At 67.1% G+C, this 17,201-nt stretch carries 17 protein-coding genes; 13 read left to right on the top strand and 4 right to left on the bottom strand.

The window, feature by feature from the left end; all coding sequences use genetic code 11:
• Positions 1 to 8: 8 nt before the first annotated feature.
• The gene (locus tag BXA07_RS20435) at positions 9 to 767 is read left to right on the top strand and encodes a LytR/AlgR family response regulator transcription factor (RefSeq protein ID WP_076570365.1); all 759 of its coding nucleotides are present in this window, start codon (positions 9 to 11) and stop codon (positions 765 to 767) included.
• Positions 767 to 1,861: a sensor histidine kinase gene (locus BXA07_RS20430; RefSeq protein WP_076570363.1), complete on the top strand. Its 1,095-nt coding sequence runs from the start codon at positions 767 to 769 to the stop codon at positions 1,859 to 1,861. The genes BXA07_RS20435 and BXA07_RS20430 overlap by 1 nt, the downstream gene beginning before the upstream one ends.
• Here BXA07_RS20430 and otnI read toward each other — a convergent pair.
• Positions 1,842 to 2,651 (bottom strand): 2-oxo-tetronate isomerase, encoded by an 810-nt coding sequence (gene otnI, locus BXA07_RS20425; RefSeq protein ID WP_076570361.1) that lies wholly within the window; start codon positions 2,649 to 2,651, stop codon positions 1,842 to 1,844. The two genes, BXA07_RS20430 and otnI, sit on opposite strands and share 20 nt — an antisense overlap.
• A gap of 244 nt (positions 2,652 to 2,895) precedes the next feature.
• On the bottom strand, positions 2,896 to 4,266 hold the full coding sequence (locus tag BXA07_RS20420; protein ID WP_076570359.1) for a DEAD/DEAH box helicase: 1,371 nt from the start codon (positions 4,264 to 4,266) through the stop codon (positions 2,896 to 2,898).
• A 289-nt stretch (positions 4,267 to 4,555) separates the two neighbouring features.
• Here BXA07_RS20420 and BXA07_RS20415 point away from each other — a divergent pair, with 289 nt between their 5' ends.
• Complete coding sequence (locus tag BXA07_RS20415; RefSeq protein WP_076570357.1) at positions 4,556 to 6,277, top strand: methyl-accepting chemotaxis protein; 1,722 nt, start codon at positions 4,556 to 4,558, stop codon at positions 6,275 to 6,277.
• Positions 6,278 to 6,361: 84 nt separating this feature from the next.
• Here the strand turns inward: BXA07_RS20415 and BXA07_RS20410 are convergent, their stop codons facing one another.
• Entirely contained in the window at positions 6,362 to 6,610 is a 249-nt protein-coding gene (locus tag BXA07_RS20410) for a hypothetical protein (RefSeq protein ID WP_076570355.1), read from the bottom strand.
• 216 nt (positions 6,611 to 6,826) lie between these two features.
• On the opposite strand from BXA07_RS20410, the gene BXA07_RS20405 reads away from it, so the two are divergent.
• The 4 genes from BXA07_RS20405 to BXA07_RS20390 all read left to right on the top strand — a co-directional run bounded on the left by BXA07_RS20405 (position 6,827) and on the right by BXA07_RS20390 (position 9,767).
• A complete protein-coding gene (locus BXA07_RS20405; protein WP_076570353.1) occupies positions 6,827 to 7,480 on the top strand; it encodes a hydrolase in 654 nt (217 codons plus the stop codon).
• 69 nt (positions 7,481 to 7,549) lie between these two features.
• The gene (locus BXA07_RS20400) at positions 7,550 to 9,400 is read left to right on the top strand and encodes an amidohydrolase (RefSeq protein ID WP_076570351.1); all 1,851 of its coding nucleotides are present in this window, start codon (positions 7,550 to 7,552) and stop codon (positions 9,398 to 9,400) included.
• A 14-nt stretch (positions 9,401 to 9,414) separates the two neighbouring features.
• Positions 9,415 to 9,612 (top strand): XapX domain-containing protein, encoded by a 198-nt coding sequence (locus BXA07_RS20395; protein WP_076570349.1) that lies wholly within the window; start codon positions 9,415 to 9,417, stop codon positions 9,610 to 9,612.
• A complete protein-coding gene (locus BXA07_RS20390) occupies positions 9,609 to 9,767 on the top strand; it encodes a XapX domain-containing protein (protein WP_076570347.1) in 159 nt (52 codons plus the stop codon). Before BXA07_RS20395 ends, BXA07_RS20390 begins: the two co-directional genes overlap by 4 nt.
• Before the next feature lie 53 nt (positions 9,768 to 9,820).
• On the opposite strand, the gene BXA07_RS20385 is transcribed toward BXA07_RS20390, so the two are convergent.
• Entirely contained in the window at positions 9,821 to 10,603 is a 783-nt protein-coding gene (locus BXA07_RS20385) for an inositol monophosphatase family protein (RefSeq protein ID WP_076570345.1), read from the bottom strand.
• Between the two features lie 195 nt (positions 10,604 to 10,798).
• Here BXA07_RS20385 and BXA07_RS20380 point away from each other — a divergent pair, with 195 nt between their 5' ends.
• From BXA07_RS20380 to BXA07_RS20355, 6 genes are all read left to right on the top strand, one after another.
• Positions 10,799 to 11,572: an RNA methyltransferase gene (locus tag BXA07_RS20380; protein ID WP_076570343.1), complete on the top strand. Its 774-nt coding sequence runs from the start codon at positions 10,799 to 10,801 to the stop codon at positions 11,570 to 11,572.
• The gene (locus BXA07_RS20375; RefSeq protein ID WP_076570341.1) at positions 11,569 to 12,471 is read left to right on the top strand and encodes a LysR substrate-binding domain-containing protein; all 903 of its coding nucleotides are present in this window, start codon (positions 11,569 to 11,571) and stop codon (positions 12,469 to 12,471) included. The genes BXA07_RS20380 and BXA07_RS20375 overlap by 4 nt, the downstream gene beginning before the upstream one ends.
• Before the next feature lie 89 nt (positions 12,472 to 12,560).
• Entirely contained in the window at positions 12,561 to 13,754 is a 1,194-nt protein-coding gene (locus BXA07_RS20370; RefSeq protein ID WP_076570339.1) for an MFS transporter, read from the top strand.
• Positions 13,755 to 13,826: 72 nt separating this feature from the next.
• Positions 13,827 to 14,354, top strand: a complete 528-nt coding sequence (locus BXA07_RS20365) for a hypothetical protein (RefSeq protein WP_076570337.1) — start codon at positions 13,827 to 13,829, stop codon at positions 14,352 to 14,354.
• A gap of 7 nt (positions 14,355 to 14,361) precedes the next feature.
• The gene (locus tag BXA07_RS20360) at positions 14,362 to 16,002 is read left to right on the top strand and encodes a GMC family oxidoreductase (protein ID WP_076570335.1); all 1,641 of its coding nucleotides are present in this window, start codon (positions 14,362 to 14,364) and stop codon (positions 16,000 to 16,002) included.
• Entirely contained in the window at positions 15,999 to 16,955 is a 957-nt protein-coding gene (locus BXA07_RS20355) for an esterase/lipase family protein (RefSeq protein ID WP_076570333.1), read from the top strand. Before BXA07_RS20360 ends, BXA07_RS20355 begins: the two co-directional genes overlap by 4 nt.
• The last annotated feature ends 246 nt before the right edge of the window (positions 16,956 to 17,201 follow it).

Genomic DNA, 17,201 nt, shown 5'->3' with positions numbered 1-17,201 from the left:
AGTATCACATGCCCACCGCCATTCTTGCCGACGATGAACCGCATATGCGCGCCGCCCTGCGCCAGCAACTGCTGGCGCTGTGGCCGGAGCTTTGCGTGCTGGGCGAAGCCGAGGATGGCATCGCGGCGCTGGCCATGATCGAGGCGCTGCAGCCGGAAATCGCCTTCCTGGATATCCGCATGCCCGGCCTGACGGGCTTGCAGGTGGCGCATGCCCTGCAGGCGAGCACGCGGGTGGTGTTCGTGACCGCCTTCGATAACCACGCGCTGCAGGCCTTCGAGGCCAATGCCGTCGATTACGTGCTCAAGCCGCTCGATACGGCGCGCCTGGCGAAGGTGGTGGCCAAGTTGCGCCTGGGCACTGCGCCGCCGTCCGCACCCTTGCAGGACCTGGCGGCGGCGCTGGCGCAGCTGGGCATTGCCGTGCCGTCCGCCGCGCCGCCACCGCGCCTGGAATGGCTGCACGTCGCCGTGGGCAAGGAAGTGTGCATGCTACATATTGACGACGTGTATTTTTTTGAGGCCGACAGCAAGTACACGCGCGTGGTGGGCGAGGGCTGCGACGGCTTGATCCGCCACTCCCTGCGCCAGCTGACCGACCAGCTCGATGCGGGGCTGTATCTGCAGACGCACCGCAGCACCCTGGTCAACCGCCGCTACATCCGCGCCGTGCACCGGCATGGCGAGACCATGGAGATCGAACTCAAGGTGGACTTGCCGCGCCTGAAGGTATCGTTGCCGAACCACCATTTGTTCCGCGCGATGTGATGGGGGCGCATCCTTACCGCCGTGCCGTGCCGCTGCTGACGGCCGTGCTGGTCCTGCCGGGCCTGGCCCTGATCGAGTGGACGGGCGGAAAGGTGCTCGCCAGCAGCGTGTCCATGCATGGCTTGCTGGCCGGGCTGGCGCTGGGAACGGTGCCCGTGCTGCTGGCGCTGGGCGCGCGCCGCGCCAGGGGCGAACTGGCCGCCGCCGCGCTCGCCGCGCTGATGGCCGTGGCGGAACTGGCGCTGGGCGCGGCCATCGTGTTTGCCCTGGCCGCCAGCGGCGCCGCCTTGCTGCCTCTGTCTTTATCGCAATTATTCATGCAGGGCGACAGGGGCAGCGATTTCATCATCTTCGGCGCCTGCGGGCTGGCGCTGCTGGTGGCGGGACGGGCCACCTTGCGCCACCTGCGCCAGCAACGCCGCACGGCGGCGGCGCAGCTTGAGGCGGCGCAGGCACGGGCGAGCCTGGCCGAGCGGGAACGGGCGCTGGCGCAGGCGGAAATGACCGTGCTGCGGGCGCAGATCGAACCCCATTTCCTATGGAATACCCTGGCGCATGTGCAGTACCTGGCGGGCAGCAAGCCAGCCGATGCCGCCGCCATGACGGGCCACCTGATACGCTATCTGCGCGCGGCCGTGCCAGCCAGCCAGGATGGCGGCGGCACTATCGGCTCGGAAATCGATTCCGTCCGCGCCTATCTGGAACTGATGAAGATACGCATGGGGCCGCGCCTTGAGGCCAGTTGCGAGCTGGCGCCGGCGCTGGCTGGCGTGCCGCTGGCGCCGCTGTTGCTGCATACGCTGGTGGAAAACGCCATCAAGCACGGCATCGAGCCGAAAGCCGGGCCCGTACGGCTGTGCGTGTCGGCGCGCCTAGACCCGGACGCGCCGGCGATGCTCCTGCTGGACGTGCGCGATACGGGCGTCGGCCTGCAGGCGGCGCCGGCGACGCGGGGCGGCGGCATGGGCTTGCGCAGCGTGCGCGAACGTCTTGCACAGCAGTATGGTGAGCAGGCCCGCCTGAGCGTGGCCGGCATGCCCGGCGGCGGCGTGCTGGCGCGTATCAGCTTGCCCTTCAGCGCGGCGGCGGCCTGAGTGCCGGCTCTGCCGCGGTCAATTGCTCGCGCCAGCCCAGTCCGGCAACGGTGTCGCTGGCGGGACGGTATTCGCAGCCGACCCAGCCCGCGTAGCCGACCTGGTCCAGCAGCCTGAACAGGTGGCGGTAGTTGATCTCGCCCGTGCCCGGTTCATGGCGGCCCGGCGTGTCGGCGATCTGGATGTGGCGGATCAGGGGCAGCAGGGCGCGGATAGTGTTGCTCAGTTCGCCCTCCATGCGCTGCATATGATAAATATCATATTGCAGGAAGATATTGCTGCGCTGGCAGTCGGCGATGATGTCGGCCGCCTGCTGGCTATGGTTCAGAAAGTAACCGGGCATGTCGTAGCGGTTGATCGGCTCGATCAGCACGTTGATGCCGTGCGGACGGCAGGCGTCGGCCGCAAATTGCAGGTTGCCGATCAGGCTTTGCCGCGCCCGTTCCAGGCTCATGCCGGGCGGCACGATGCCGGACATGCAGTGCAGCTGCTTCGCGCCCAGCGCCAGCGCATAGTTGAGCGCCAGCTGCACGCTGGCGCGGAATTCCTCGCCCCGGCGCGGGTCGCAGGCGATGCCCCGCTCGCCATGCTCCCAGTCGCCGGGCGGCAGATTGAACACGGCCAGCTGCAAATGGTGGCGTTCCAGCCGCATGGCAATCTGCCGCGCCTCGACGGCATACGGGAACAGGAATTCGACGGCATCGAAACCGGCCTCCCTGGCGGCCGCAAAGCGGTCGAGGAAGGGCAGTTCGGTAAACATCATGCTGAGGTTGGCAGCGAAGTTCGGCATGGCGGCGCGCAGGTAAGGAGGATGGACACTATCCTAGCCCAAATCGGCAATCAGTGGCGTGCATGAAAAAACCGTTCCAGAAACAAGTCCTGGAACGGTTTTTGTCGTCTTTTTAACAAAGACAAACGCCGCCTGAAAGCGTAGCGAGCGGGAGTGATATTGCGTCGAGTCGCGCAGCCGTACCGAAGTACGGCGAGCAACGCAAACGCAATAGCGCCCCGCGCAGTAGCTTTAAGGCCGCGTTTTAGCGGCCGCGGCCGCCGGAGCGGTGATTCGCTGCCGAACGCGGCGCATTGCCGGAACGGTTGCCGCCGCCACCGCCGCCCGACGGGCCGGCGCTGCGTGGCTTGGCGCCGCCGCCGCCGGTTTTCACGCGCACGACGGCGCCGGCTGGCGCGCGGCTGTTGTTGCGGTGACCGCCGGTGCCGCTGCGCAATTGCACAGGCTGGGCGCGGGCGTTCAGGTCCGGCTCGAAGCCGGGGATGACTTCGCGCGGCAGGGTTTGCTTGATCAGCTTTTCGATGTCTTTCAACATTTCGTGCTCATCCACGCAGACCAGCGACACGGCTTCGCCCTTGGCGCCGGCACGGCCCGTGCGGCCGATACGGTGCACATAGTCTTCCGGAATGTTGGGCAAGTCGTAGTTGACGACGTGCGGCAACTGGTCGATGTCGATGCCGCGCGCGGCGATGTCGGTGGCGACCAGCACTTGCAGGGTGCCGTCTTTAAATTCCGACAGGGCGCGCGTGCGTGCCGACTGGCTCTTGTTGCCGTGGATGGCCAGGGCGCCGATGCCGTCCGCGCCCAGCTGCTCGACCAGTTTATTGGCGCCATGCTTGGTGCGCGTAAACACCAGCACCTGCGTCCAGTTGTTCGACTTGATCAGGTAGGACAGCATCGGGTGCTTCTTGTCGCGGTCGACGGGATGGATCTTTTGCTTGATCACTTCCACGGTCGAATTGCGGCGCGCCACTTCGATCATGGCCGGCTTGTTCAGCAAGCCGTCGGCCAGGGCCTTGATCTCTTCCGAGAACGTGGCCGAGAACAGCAGGTTCTGGCGTTTCGGCGGCAGCACGGCCAGCACTTTCTTGATGTCGCGGATGAAGCCCATGTCGAGCATGCGGTCGGCTTCGTCGAGGATCAGGATTTCCACTTTCGACAGGTCGACGGTGCCCTGGCCCATGTGGTCCAGCAGGCGGCCCGGCGTGGCGACGAGGATGTCGACGCCATGTTTCAGCTGCTTGATTTGCGGGTTGATGCCGACGCCGCCGAAGATCACGGCCGAGTTCAGCTTGGTGTACTTGCTGTAGGCGCGCACGCTTTCCTCGACCTGCGCGGCGAGTTCGCGCGTCGGGGCCAGGATCAGGGCGCGGATGGGGCGCGTCGAGGTGTTGCTGGTGATGGCAGCGCCGTTCGCGTCGGTCGACAGACGGTGCAGCACGGGCAGGGTGAAGCCGGCCGTCTTGCCGGTACCGGTCTGTGCGCCGGCCAGCAAGTCGCCGCCAGCGAGCACGGCGGGAATCGCCTGCGACTGGATCGGGGTCGGCACGGTGTAGCCGTGTTCGGTAACGGCACGTACGATAGCGTCGGACAAGCCGAGGGAGGAAAAGGACATGGTAACTTTATTGTGAGATCGGCCTGTCGCCATCGTGGGGCGCCAGTCGCAGGCAATCAGATTAGGGGTCGAAAGACAGCGGCAAGGGGACTGGTCATATGTGCCGCACACGCGAAGTATAACAGCATGGCAAAAAACCGCCGAGTTTGTTTAAAGTATGCAATACCACAGGTAAAAGAAATACATGGTCAGGGCGCACCTTTTCATGGCGTTATTCATTATGATTCCCTGTAGCACTCCCAGCGCGGGACTCGCCGCGGCGCCGGGTGTTCATTCCAGGAGGAATATCATGCGTATCGCCGATCTTCGCATCGCCACCCGCCTGTATGGCGGTTTTGCCACCATCGTCCTGCTGCTGGCCGCCCTGGTCACCGTCGCCACGCTGAATGTCGCGCGGCTGGCCGACGCCAATGCCATCAATACCCACACTTACCAGGTGCTCGCTGAAAACAGCGCCATCCTGGAAAGCCTGATCAATATGGAAACGGGCCAGCGCGGCTATGTGATCACGGGCGCGGAAGCCTCGCTGGAACCGTACAAGGCGGGCCAGGCCGCGTTCGGCGCGCACCTGGACAAGGCGCGCGCCTTGACCAGCGACAACCCGGCCCAGCAGGAACGGCTGGCGAAGCTCGATGCCGCCAAGCAAGCCTGGCTGGCCGGCGCGCTCGAACCCGTGATTGCCCTGCGGCGCGCCGTGGCGCAGGGCACGGCGGCCATCGAGCCCGTGCTGGCGCTGGAAAAGGAGGGCCGGGGCAAGCAGGGCATGGATGCCATGCGGGCCCTGCTGGGCGAGATCGGCCAGGCGGAAACGGTGCTGCTGGCGCAGCGTTCGGAAGCGGCGGCGGCCTTGCAGGCGCGCACGCACTGGACCTTGCTGGGCGGCGGCGCGCTGGCGCTGCTCCTGGCCGCCGCCATCGCCTGGTGGCTGGCGCGCAACATCAGCGTGCCGCTGCGTTCGGCCATCGGCGTGGCCAGGCAAGTGGCGCAGGGCGACCTGACGGTGCAGGTGGAAGTGCGCTCGAAGGATGAGACGGGCGAGCTGATGCAGGCATTGAAGGACATGACGGCCAGCCTGCTGCGCATCGTCACCGAAGTGCGCGGCGGCACGCAAGCCATCGCCACGGCGTCGCGCCAGATCGCTTCGGGCAATATCGACCTGTCCGCGCGCACGGAGCAGCAGGCCAGTTCGCTGGAAGAGACGGCTTCCTCGATGGAGGAGCTGACCAGCACGGTACAGCAGAACGCGCAGAATGCGCATGAAGCCAACGGCCTGGCCGCCTCGGCCTCCGCCGTGGCGGGCAAGGGCGGCGCGGTGGTGGCGCAGGTGGTCGACACCATGGGCTCGATCAACGACTCGTCGCGCAAGATCGTCGACATCATCGGCGTGATCGACGGCATCGCCTTCCAGACGAATATCCTGGCCCTGAATGCGGCCGTGGAAGCGGCCCGCGCGGGCGAGCAAGGGCGCGGTTTTGCCGTCGTCGCCACGGAAGTGCGCAATCTGGCGCAAAGATCCGCTGGCGCGGCGAAGGAAATCAAGGCCCTCATCAACGACTCGGTGGCGCAGGTGGAGAGCGGCGCGCGCCTGGTCGACGAAGCGGGCCACACCATGCGCGAAATCGTCGACAGCGTGCACAAGGTCAGCAGCATCGTCGGGCATATCTCGGCCGCCAGCGACGAACAGCGGGCCGGCATCGAGCAGGTCAACCAGGCCATCACCGAAATGGACCAGGTGACCCAGCAAAACGCCGCGCTGGTGGAAGAGGCGGCCGCGGCGGCGGAATCCATGCAGGAACAGGCAGCGCGCCTGGCCGATGCGGTGGCCGTATTCAGGACGGCGCAGGTGGATGCCGCGCCGCCGGCGCCGCGCCGCAAGCAAGCGCGCCCCGTCACGCGCCTGGCCGCCCGCCCCGCGGCCAAGGCGGCGCCTGCCAGGGTGGCGCCGCCGCGCGCCGCGCAGGCCGGCGAGGCCCAGCGCCAGGCCAGGAATGACGAGTGGGAAGAGTTCTAGCCCGGCCCGGCCTTGCCTGGCGGCCGCGACGCTGGTTTGCGGCCATAACTGGCCGCCCCTTCCGCCTCGCCCCGCCAGCGTAGCCTAGTCGTCGACCTCGTCGACGGCGCAGCGCACGCCCTCGGCGTCCAGGTAGGCCCGCAGCGGCGCCAGTCCGTGCCACGGGTCCGGGCGCAGGTTCTGGCAGATATACAGGCCGGACTCCGTCAGCCGGATATCCGTCTCCGGCATGGCGGCGCCGGGCGCGCGCGGCGCCCGTGCTTCAAGCAGCTGCGTGACGTGCTGGCGCTGGCCTGGCGTCAGGCTGGCCGTGATCCTGAATTCATATCCCATGTTTTCTCCTTGTGTCGGCCGCGTCGGTGCGTGCCATGTTGATTATCGAAAAAATCGAATATAGCTTGCTATTCTTTCCGTTTTTCTTTTCGGGGCGGCTCCTCCATACTGCACAGCACTGGCCCGGCACACGCTGCGTGACGCAAGGGCAGGAGCAGGATCGCCGTACAGAGAACGCTTTTTTCATATTCAATTATTTTCACTAAGGAAAACATCATGCCTATCGCTACCGCCCAAGCCGCGCCAAAATTGCTGACCCCGAACGATCATACCCTGATCATGATCGACCACCAGTCGCAGATGGCGTTTGCCACGCGTTCGATCGACCTGGCCCTGCTGCGCAACAACGCGGCCCTGGTGGCCAAGGCGGCGTTGGAATTCAAGGTGCCGACGATTTTGACGACGGTGGCGGCCAAGTCCTTCTCCGGCCCCATCTTCGACGAAATCCAGTCCGTCTTTCCGGAGCGGGCGCCGATCGACCGCACCACCATGAACACCTGGGAAGACGCGCGCATCGCCGACAAGGTCAATGGCTACGGCAAGGGCAAGATCGTGCTGGCCGGCCTGTGGACGTCCGTCTGCATCGTCGGACCGGCCCTGTCGGCGCTGGCGCAGGGCTTCGAGGTGTACGTGATCGCCGACGCCAGCGGCGACGTCTCGGACGAAGCCCATGCGATGGCCATGCAGCGCATGATACAGGCGGGCGCGCAGCCGATGACGTCCGTGCAGTACCTGCTGGAGCTGCAGCGCGACTGGGCCCGCGGCGAGACCTACAATGCCACGGTGGCGACGGCCGTGGCGCACGGCGGCGGCTATGGCCTGGGCTTGATCTACGCCAAATCCATGTTCAACGCCAGCGAAGGCCATTGATTTTGCACTGATGCCCCGCCCCGCCGTGCGCCGGCGGGGCCGTACCCTTCACCTGAACCGGGAGTTCCCATGCACGCCAACACGATTTTACTCAATGGCCGTTTCCACACGGTCGACAGGACACAGCCGCTGGCGTCCGCCGTCGCCATCGCCGATGGCAAATTTCTCGCCGTCGGCGACCTTGAAGACGTGATGCGCCATCGCGGCCCCGCCACGCGGCTGATCGACCTGGCCGGCCGCACGGTGATTCCCGGCCTGAACGACTCGCACCTGCACCTGATCCGGGGCGGCTTGAACTACAACCTGGAACTGCGCTGGGAAGGCGTGCCCTCGCTGGCCGACGCCTTGCGCATGCTCAAGGAGCAGGCCTTGCGCACGCCGAACCCGCAATGGGTGCGCGTCGTCGGTGGCTGGACGGAATTCCAGTTCGCGGAAAAACGCATGCCGACGCTCGATGAAATCAACGCGGCCGCGCCCGACACGCCCGTCTTCATCCTGCACCTGTACGACCGTGCCCTGCTGAACCGGGCCGCCCTGCGCGCCGTCGGCTACGACAAGAACACGCCGAACCCGCCCGGCGGCGAAATCGTGCGCGACGCGGCCGGCAACCCGACGGGCCTGCTGATCGCCCGCCCGAACGCCATGATCCTGTATGCCACGCTGGCAAAAGGCCCCAAGCTGCCGCTGGAATTGCAGGTCAATTCCACGCGCCAGTTCATGCGCGAACTCAACCGCCTCGGCATCACCAGCGCCATCGACGCGGGCGGCGGCTTCCAGAATTATCCCGAAGATTACGCCGTCGTCGATGAGCTGGCGCAACAGGAGCAGTTGACGATACGCATCGCCTACAACCTGTTCACGCAAAACAGGGGCGCGGAACTGCAGGACTTCCAGAAGTGGACGGGCATGGTGCAACCCGGCGACGGCACCGATTTTTACCGCCACAACGGCGCCGGCGAAATGCTGGTGTTTTCCGCCGCCGACTTCGAGGATTTCCTCGAACCGCGCCCCGAGCTGGCGGCCGGCATGGAAGACGAGCTGGAAAAGGTCGTGCGCCACCTGGTCGAGCAGCGCTGGCCGTTCCGCCTGCACGCCACCTATGACGAATCGATCAGCCGCATGCTCGACGTGTTTGAAAAGGTCAACCGCGACACGCCGTTCGGCGGCTTGCACTGGCTGTTCGACCATGCGGAAACCATCAGTCCGAAAAATATCGACCGCGTGAAAGCGCTGGGCGGCGGCCTGGCCATCCAGCACCGCATGGCTTTCCAGGGCGAGTACTTCGTCGAGCGCTATGGTGCGGACGCGGCCAAGGCCACGCCGCCCGTGCAGCGCATGCTGGACGCGGGCGTGCCCGTGGGCGGCGGCACGGATGCGACCAGGGTCGCCAGCTACAATCCGTGGACGGCGCTGTACTGGCTCGTTTCCGGGCGCACCGTGGGCGGCCTGGCCTTGACAGATGCGGCGGGCAGGTTGTCGCGCGACACGGCGCTGGAACTGTGGACGGCGGGCAGCGCCTGGTTTTCCAGCGAGCAAGGCAAGAAGGGGCGCATCCGCGAGGGCATGCTGGCCGATTTGAGCGTGCTGTCGGCCGATTACTTTACGGTGCCGGAAGAATCGATCAAGTCCATCGAATCCGTGCTGACCATGGTGGGCGGCAAGGTCGTCTACGGCCAGGGGGAATTCACGGCCCTGGCGCCGCCACCGATTCCCGTGCTGCCCGAGTGGTCGCCCGTGCGCGCGGTACCCGGCCATTACCGCCCAGCGGCCAGGCCGGCGCAAGCCATGCTGCCGCACCAGTGCGCGGGCGCCTGCGGCGTGCATGCGCATGCCCACGACCGGGCGCGCAAGTCGGCCGTGCCAATCAGTGACTTTTCCGGCTTCTGGGGCACGCTGGGCTGCAGCTGCTTCGCTTTCTGAGAGAGGAGAGGGCCATGCGCTGCAAGAAAGTCATCCTCGGCCTGCTGCTGGCCTTTGCCGTGGGCTTCGTCTGCCAGCTGGCGCGCATTCCCGTGCCGGCGCCGCCCGTGCCGGGCGCCGCGCTGCTGGTATTTTTGACCAGCTGCGGCTACTGGCTCACGGGACTGTACCTGCAGCGCCGCGAGCAGGCAGAAAAACGGGAGGCGCCATGAACGTCATGCTGGCCGGCGCCGTGCTGGGATTGCTGGTGGGGGCGGCATGCCGCTGGTTCGACCTGCCATCGCCCACGCCGCCCACGCCGACGGGCGCGGCGATGGTGGTGGCCATGACCCTGGGCTTCGTCGTGGCGGGGCAGCTCGGCCCCTGAACGCAAAAAAACCGGCCTGGGCCGGTTTTTTCGTGGGTATTGCTTGCGCTACATCAAGCGAATGGCGTGAGCAGGGTAATCATCTGGCCAAAGATCTTCGGGCTGGCGGCGATGACGTCGCCCTTGTACAGGTACTCCGACTCACCACTGAATTCACCGACGATGCCGCCCGATTCCGTGATCATCAGGGCGCCGGCGGCGATATCCCAGGGTTTCAGGCCTTTTTCGTAGAAGCCGTCCAGGCGGCCGCAAGCGACGTAGGCCAGGTCCAGCGCGGCCGAGCCGGCGCGACGCACGCCCTGGCTGCGTTCGGCCATGATCTGGTACATCTTCAGGTATTCGTCCAGTGCGCGGGCGCTGCCGGCCACGTAGCCCGTGCCCAGCAGGGCGTTCGCGATGCGGTCGAGCTTGGTGACGCGGATGCGTTTTTCGTTCAGGTAGGCGCCGGCGCCCTTGGTGGCCGTGAACAGGTCGTTGCGCACCGGATCGTAGATGACGGCTTGCGTGACGACGCCGCGATGCGCGAGGGCGATCGAGATGCAGTATTGGGGGAAGCCGTGGATAAAGTTGGTGGTGCCATCGATCGGGTCGATGATCCACTGATATTCATTCTCGTCGTGCGAGTTGGCGGAAGCTCCCGATTCCTCGGCCAGGAACGCGTGGTCCGGGTAGGCCTTGGACAGCACCTCGATGATGGCTTGTTCGGCCGCCTGGTCGACGTCGGTGACGAAATCGTTATGTTGTTTTTCCGTGACGACGACGCGGTCGAGGTCAAAAGAGGCGCGATTGATGACGGCGGCGCCGCGGCGGGCGGCTTTGATCGCCGTATTGAGCATTGGGTGCATGTGAGCTTCCGTTAAAAGCACGCGACCGCCCAGCGTCGCCTTTCGGCGCCGGTACGATGGAGTGCAAGAATGAATTAAAGAGCGGAGCGGTGCCGAAGTGGTTAAAATCCCGGCCTGGAGTCAGCGTTTTGTGGCTCCGTTTCCCGAAATTTCCTGTATCGATACCGCGCAATAGCGCTATTTTAAATGAATCTGCCCGAAATCAACACGTCTCTTTTCACACGCCTGCGATTTATTCTTGTCGAAACTAGTCGATCCGGCAACATTGGCGCCGTCGCGCGGGCCATGAAAACGATGGGTTTTTCCGATCTGGTGCTGGTCAACCCCCGCTTTCCCGATGCCTTGACGGATGCGGAAGCGGTGGCCTTCGCCAGCGGCGCGCAGGATATCCTGTCCGGCGCGCGCATCGTCGGCTCGATCGCCGAGGCGCTCGAAGGCTGCAATTACGCGGCGGCCGTGTCGGCCCGGCTGCGCGAGTTCTCGCCACCCGTCACCACTCCGCGCGCCATCGCCGGCCAGCTGGCCGCCGGCACGGAGCTGCACGCGGCCGTCATCTTCGGCAACGAGCGCTTCGGCTTGCCCAACGAGATCGTCGAGCAGTGCAATGTGCTCATCAACATTCCCGCCAATCCCGCGTATTCCTCGCTGAACCTGTCGCAGGCGGCGCAGGTCGTCGCCTATGAGTGCCGCGTGGCGGCCCTCGATGCGTCGGACGAGGCCCGGGCGGCCAGCCCCGTCGGCTTCCATGGCGACGCGGCCAGCCTGGCCCAGGTCGACGGCATGTATGCGCACCTGGAACAGGCGCTGGTGGCCATCGATTTCCTCGACGCCGACAATCCGAAAAAGCTCATGCCGCGCTTGAAACGCCTGTTTTCGCGCACGGGGCTGGAAACGGAAGAAGTCAATATCCTGCGCGGCATCGCGCGGCATATCCTGGCGGTCGCCAAAAAAGGCCCATGATCGAGACGCGGCTGCTGCGCCAGTTCATCGCCGTCGGCGAGGAACTGAACTTCCGGCGCGCCGCCGAACGGCTGCACATGGCGCAGCCGCCGCTGTCGCAGGCGATCCTGCGGCTGGAAGAAGCGCTCGGTTATCCCGTATTCGAGCGCACCAACCGCAAGGTCAGCCTGACGCCGGCGGGCGATGCTTTCCTGGCCACGGCGCGCCAGGTGCTGGCCAGCCTGGAAGAGGGCGTGGCCGCCACGCGCCGGGTGGCCCAGGGCATCGAAGGCCATCTGTGCCTCAGCTTCATCCACATCACGCCGTATGCCCACGTATTGAACGCCTTGCGCGCCTTTCGCGCCGCTTCGCCCGCCGTGCAATTCACCTTGCGCGAAGCGTCGACGCAGCAGCAGGTCGAGTGGCTGGAAGCGGGGCAGGTCGATATCGCCCTGCTGCGCGCGCCGGGCCGCAGCACGCCGGGCTTGCGCTTCGAGCGCCTGTCCGGCGAAGACATCGTGATCGCGCTGCCGTCGGAACACCGCTGCGCGGGGCAGGCGCGGGTGGACCTGCTTGACCTGGCCGGTGACGATTTCGTCGCCTCGCCGCGCGAGCTGGGCCAGGGTTTTCATGACCAGCTGGCCAGCCTGTGCCTGCAGGCGGGCTTCGTGCCGCGCGTGGCGCAGCAGGCGCGCCGGCTGCAAACGGTGCTGGGACTGGTGGCGGCCGGCTTCGGCGTGGCCCTGCTGCCGGCCAGCCTGGCGGCGTCCAGGCCTGCCGGTGTCGTCATGCTGCCGCTGGCAAGCAGCGCGCCCGAGGCCTTGCGCCAGCTCGACCTGTACATGGCGTGGGACCCGCGGCGCACGTGCGCCGTGCGCGAGCGGCTGCTGGCGCAGCTGTGGCTGTCCGCTGCCGAATGAGACTTTGAGAGTTTCGTTTCAAGATAAATAAGATATTTTACAGATGATGGCCCAGGGGCCAGCATGGCGTTTTGACTGTCGGGAATGCCATGTCCAATGTTACGCCGCGCAGCGGCGCGCTGCCCCCTTCCATTTACTGGCTGTCCTTGTGCAGCTTTGCCTTTGGCTTGTCTGAATTCATCGCCGCCGGCCTGCTGACCCCCATGGCGCGCGACCTGCACGCCAGCGTGGCGGCGGCCGGCGGCGCCATCGCCGCGTATGCGCTGGGAGCGGCCATCGGCGCGCCCGTGCTGACGGCCCTGCTGGCGCGCCGGCCCGTGCGCCAGGTGCTGGTGGCCACCATGCTCGTGCTGGCGGCCGGCAGCGTGGCCATGGCGGGGGCGCCGGCGCTGGGCGCGCTGCTCGGCGTGCGTTTTGCCGTGGGCCTCGCGCATGGCGTGTTCATGGCCGTCGCCTCGCATGCGGCCACCAGCCTGGTCGACCCGTCCCGCGCGGGAAGGGCGCTGTCCATCGTCTGGCTGGGCCTGACCCTGGCGCTGGCCGGCGGCGTGCCGCTGGGGACGTGGCTGGGCGCCGTCGCGTCGTGGCGCTGGGTGTTCGCCGCCATCGGCGTGCTGGCCCTGTGCGGCGGCGCCGGCTTGCTGTCCGCCATGCCGCGCGCGCGCACCCCTGCGCCCGCCGCACCGGCGCTGGCCAGCCTGCGCGCCATCCTGCAGCCGCCCCTGCTGCTGGCGGCCGGCGTGGCGGCGCTGGTCAGCGTGGCCACCTTCAGCTTTTTCACGTATATCTCGCCGTTCCTGCTGCAACTGGGCGGACTCGATGCGGGCTGGCTCAGCGCCGCCATGCTGAGCTTTGGCGCGTGCGCCATCGGCGGCAACCTGCTGGGCGGCTGGTGCGCGGACCGCCCCCACGCGCTGCGCTGCACCGTGCTGGCCCTGGCCGCGCTGGCGCTCAACCTGCTGGGGTTCTATGCGCTGCGCACGCATGCCATGGCCATGCTGGCCCTGTGCGGCACCCTGGGCTTGCTGTTCTTTGCCCTCGTCACCCTGTCGACCATGCGTCTCTTGCGCCTGGCGCAGCAGCATTGCCCGGGCAGCGACGCGGTGGCGGCGGGGCTGAACATTGCCGCCTTCAATGCGGGCACGGCGGCGGGCGGGGTGCTGGGCGGCATGCTGATCGTCGCCTTCGGCTTGCCCGGCATCGCCATTGGCGGCGCGCTGGCGGCGCTGCTGGCCATGCTGCTGCTGTGCTTCCAGTCGCGCAAACTAGACGGCCCGCTCTAGTTTTTGCGTTCAAACGCCCACTGCCTTTGGCGTACACTGGCCTGCAAAAGGCGGTACACAACAAGGGGAGACATGGGAATGCGACGCAGATCGTTTCTGAAACTGGGTGTGTTCGGCGCCTGTGCGCTGGCCGCCGGCGGCGCCGCCTACCGCGCCGTGCGGGGGCCGGCGCCGCCGGGCCGCTTCGTGCTCGATGGCGAGGCGCACGCGGCGCTGGCGGCCATCGTGCCGGCCATGCTGGGCAGCGCCCTGCCGCAGGAAGCGCCCGCGCGGGCGGCAGCCCTCGACGGCGCCATCGCCGGCGTGGACACGGCCATCCATGGCTTGCCGCTGGCGGCGCAGCAGGAGGTGCAGGATCTGTTCGGCTTGCTGGCGCTGGCGCCCGCGCGGCGTTTCGTCGCCGGCGTAAAAGGTGGCTGGCCCGGGGCCGACCCGGCCCAGGTGGCCGCCTTTTTGCAGTCGTGGCGCACGCACCGCCTGGCCACCCTGCAGACGGCCTACCTGGCCCTGCATGACCTGATTCTCGGCGCCTGGTACGCCGATGCCGCCCACTGGGCCGCCATCGGCTATCCGGGGCCGCTGCCCGAACTGAGCGCATAAGGCCACCATGAGCACATCCCCCATTCCTGATCCCATCGCCGCGGGCCTTGCCGCCGGCTGGAACGTCACCGACGCCAGCACCCTGGCCGCCGGCCGCACCATGGAGGCGGACGTCGTCGTCATCGGCAGCGGCGCCGGCGGCGGCGTGACGGCGGAAATCCTCGCGCTGGCCGGCCTGACAGTGCTGATCGTCGAGGAGGGCGGCTTGAAGTCCTCGAAGGACTTCAAGATGCGCGAAGCGCAGGCCTATCCCGCCCTGTACCAGGAATCGGCCGCGCGCAAGACGCGCGACAAGGCCATCAATATCCTGCAGGGGCGCACGGTGGGCGGCTCGACCACCGTCAACTGGACCTCGAGTTTTCGCACGCCGCCCGGCACCCTCGAATACTGGCGCCGGCACTTTGGCTTGTCCGGCTATTCGGTGGACGCCATGGCGCCGTGGTTCGCCATGATGGAAAAGCGTTTGCACGTGAGCGACTGGGCTGTGCCGCCCAACGAAAACAACGATCTGTTGCGCCGCGGCGCCACGGCGCTGGGCATCCCCACGGCCGCCATCCGGCGCAACGTGAACGGCTGCTGGAACCTCGGCTACTGCGGCATGGGCTGCCCGACGAATGCCAAGCAGTCGATGCTGGTGACGACGATTCCTTCGGCGCTGGCGCTGGGCGCCGGCCTGCTCGTGCACGCGCGCGCCGAGCGCTTTGCCTTCAAGGGCGAGCGCATCGACAGCCTGCAAGTCACCGCGCTGGACGCGGCCGGGCAAGCACCCACGGGCGTGCGCCTGACGCTGCGCGCGAAACATTTTGTGCTGGCCGGCGGCGCCATCAACTCGCCGGCGCTGCTGCTGCGCTCGCAGGCGCCCGATCCGCACGGCTTGCTGGGGCGGCGCACTTTTTTGCATCCGACCGTGGTGTCGGCGGGGCTGTTCCCGCAGCGCGTCGACGCCTACGCGGGTGCGCCGCAGACGATCTATTCCGACCATTTCCTGCACGTGGCGCCCATCGACGGTCCCATCGGCTACAAGCTCGAAGCGCCGCCCTTGCACCCGCTGCTGATGGCCACCACCATGGGCGGCTTCGGCGACGAGCATGCGCGCACCATGCGCGACTTCCCCCATGCGCACGCCTTGCTGGCGCTGCTGCGCGACGGCTTTCACCATGAGGCGGTCGGCGGCACGGTCTCCATCGACAGCTTCGGCGCGCCCGTGCTCGACTATCCGCTCACGCCCTTCATCTGGGATGGCGTGCGGCGCGCGCTGCTGTCGATGGCGGAAATCCAGTTCGCCGCCGGCGCGAAAAGCGTGTATCCCGTGCACGAGATGGCCAGCCACTACACGGGCTGGGCGCAGGCGAAGCGGGCCATCGGCGAGCTGCCGATGCAGGCGCTGCTGGCGCGCGTGGTGTCGGCCCACGTGATGGGCGGCTGCGCGATGTCCGACGATGCGCGCCTGGGCGTGACGGCGGCCGACGGCCGCTACCACGGCGTGCGCAACCTGTCCGTGCACGACGGTTCGCTGTTCCCCACCTCGATCGGCGCCAATCCGCAGCTGAGCATCTACGCGCTGGCCGCGCGCCTGGCCAGCGGCCTGGCGCGGCAGCTGACGGGCAAGCCTGCCCCCGTTCCCGTTTCTGCTGCGACGACGGCATGATCGCGCGCATCCTCAAATGGCTGATGCTGCTGCAGGTGCTGGCCGTGCTGGGGCTGGCGTACCTGGCCATGCAGGCGTGGGGCGTCGCCTCGCCCGCCATGGCCCTGCTGCTGGCGGCCGCCATGCTGCTGGCCGTGCGCGCACTGATCGTGGCGCGCAATTTCCAGCAGAGCCGACGCCTGGGCAGTCCCGTGCCAGCGCAATACCAGCTGGGCGCCATGGGTGCCGCGCGCCTGTTTTTCGGCGAGCTGCGCGCCACCCTGCGGTCCTCGTCGTGGGACATGCTGCGTCCGCGCCTGCATGCGGCCGACAACGTCGCTGGCCAGGGTCTGCCGGTGCTGCTGGTGCACGGCTATGTGTGCAACCGCGGCTACTGGGCGCAGCTGAGCCGCCAGCTGGCCCGGGCCGGCATCGCGCACGATGCCGTCGACCTGGAACCGATTAACGCCGACATCGAGGACTTCGTGCCGCAGGTCGAGCAAGCCGTCGCCCGGCTGTGCGCCCGCGCGGGCAGCGACCGCGTGATGCTGGTCGCCCACAGCATGGGCGGCCTGGTGGCGCGGGCCTGGCTGCGCCGCCATGGCGCGCAGCGCGTCGCGCGCATCATCACCCTGGGCACGCCGCACCACGGCACGGCGCTGGCCAATCTGGCGGCGGGCGCGAATGCGCGCCAGATGAGCCGCGTTGACGATGCCCCCAGCCCCTGGCTGGCGCAGCTGGCCGCCAGCGAGACGCCGGCAGCGCGCGCCCTGATCACCTCGATCTATTCGCACCACGACAATATCGTCGCGCCGCAAGCGTCGGCGCAGCTGCCCGGCGCGCGCAATATCGCCTTTGGCGGCATCGGCCACGTGGCGCTGGCCAGCGACGCGCGCGTGCTGCGCCTGGTGCTCGAAGAAATCACTATCAAGAGCGAAGTCGCCCGGCCCGCATTTGCCCCTCCCCTGGCCTGAACCGTGTTGTGTTTTATCTGCATGGCAAGACTGTCTGTTTTAACTCTGCTGTTGCCTGCTTTTAACAATGCCAGGGGCAGAAAATGCTGTTTTCCACTGGCGTACTGTATTAAGCTAACGTCAGGAAGGTGATATCGGGAAACCCATTCCTGAGGCCGCCTGGCCATGCCGCTGAACGCCGCCGGCGAGATATTTACCGGGATGTATGGCAAAATGTTGTAGGATTATCATGTTACACGCGCAAGC

The sequence above is a fragment of the Janthinobacterium sp. TND4EL3 genome (assembly GCF_900156175.1).
Taxonomy (GTDB): domain Bacteria; phylum Pseudomonadota; class Gammaproteobacteria; order Burkholderiales; family Burkholderiaceae_D; genus Janthinobacterium.
The sequence above is the reverse complement of the archived record's forward strand: the minus strand, read 5'-3'. Positions and strand labels throughout refer to the sequence as shown.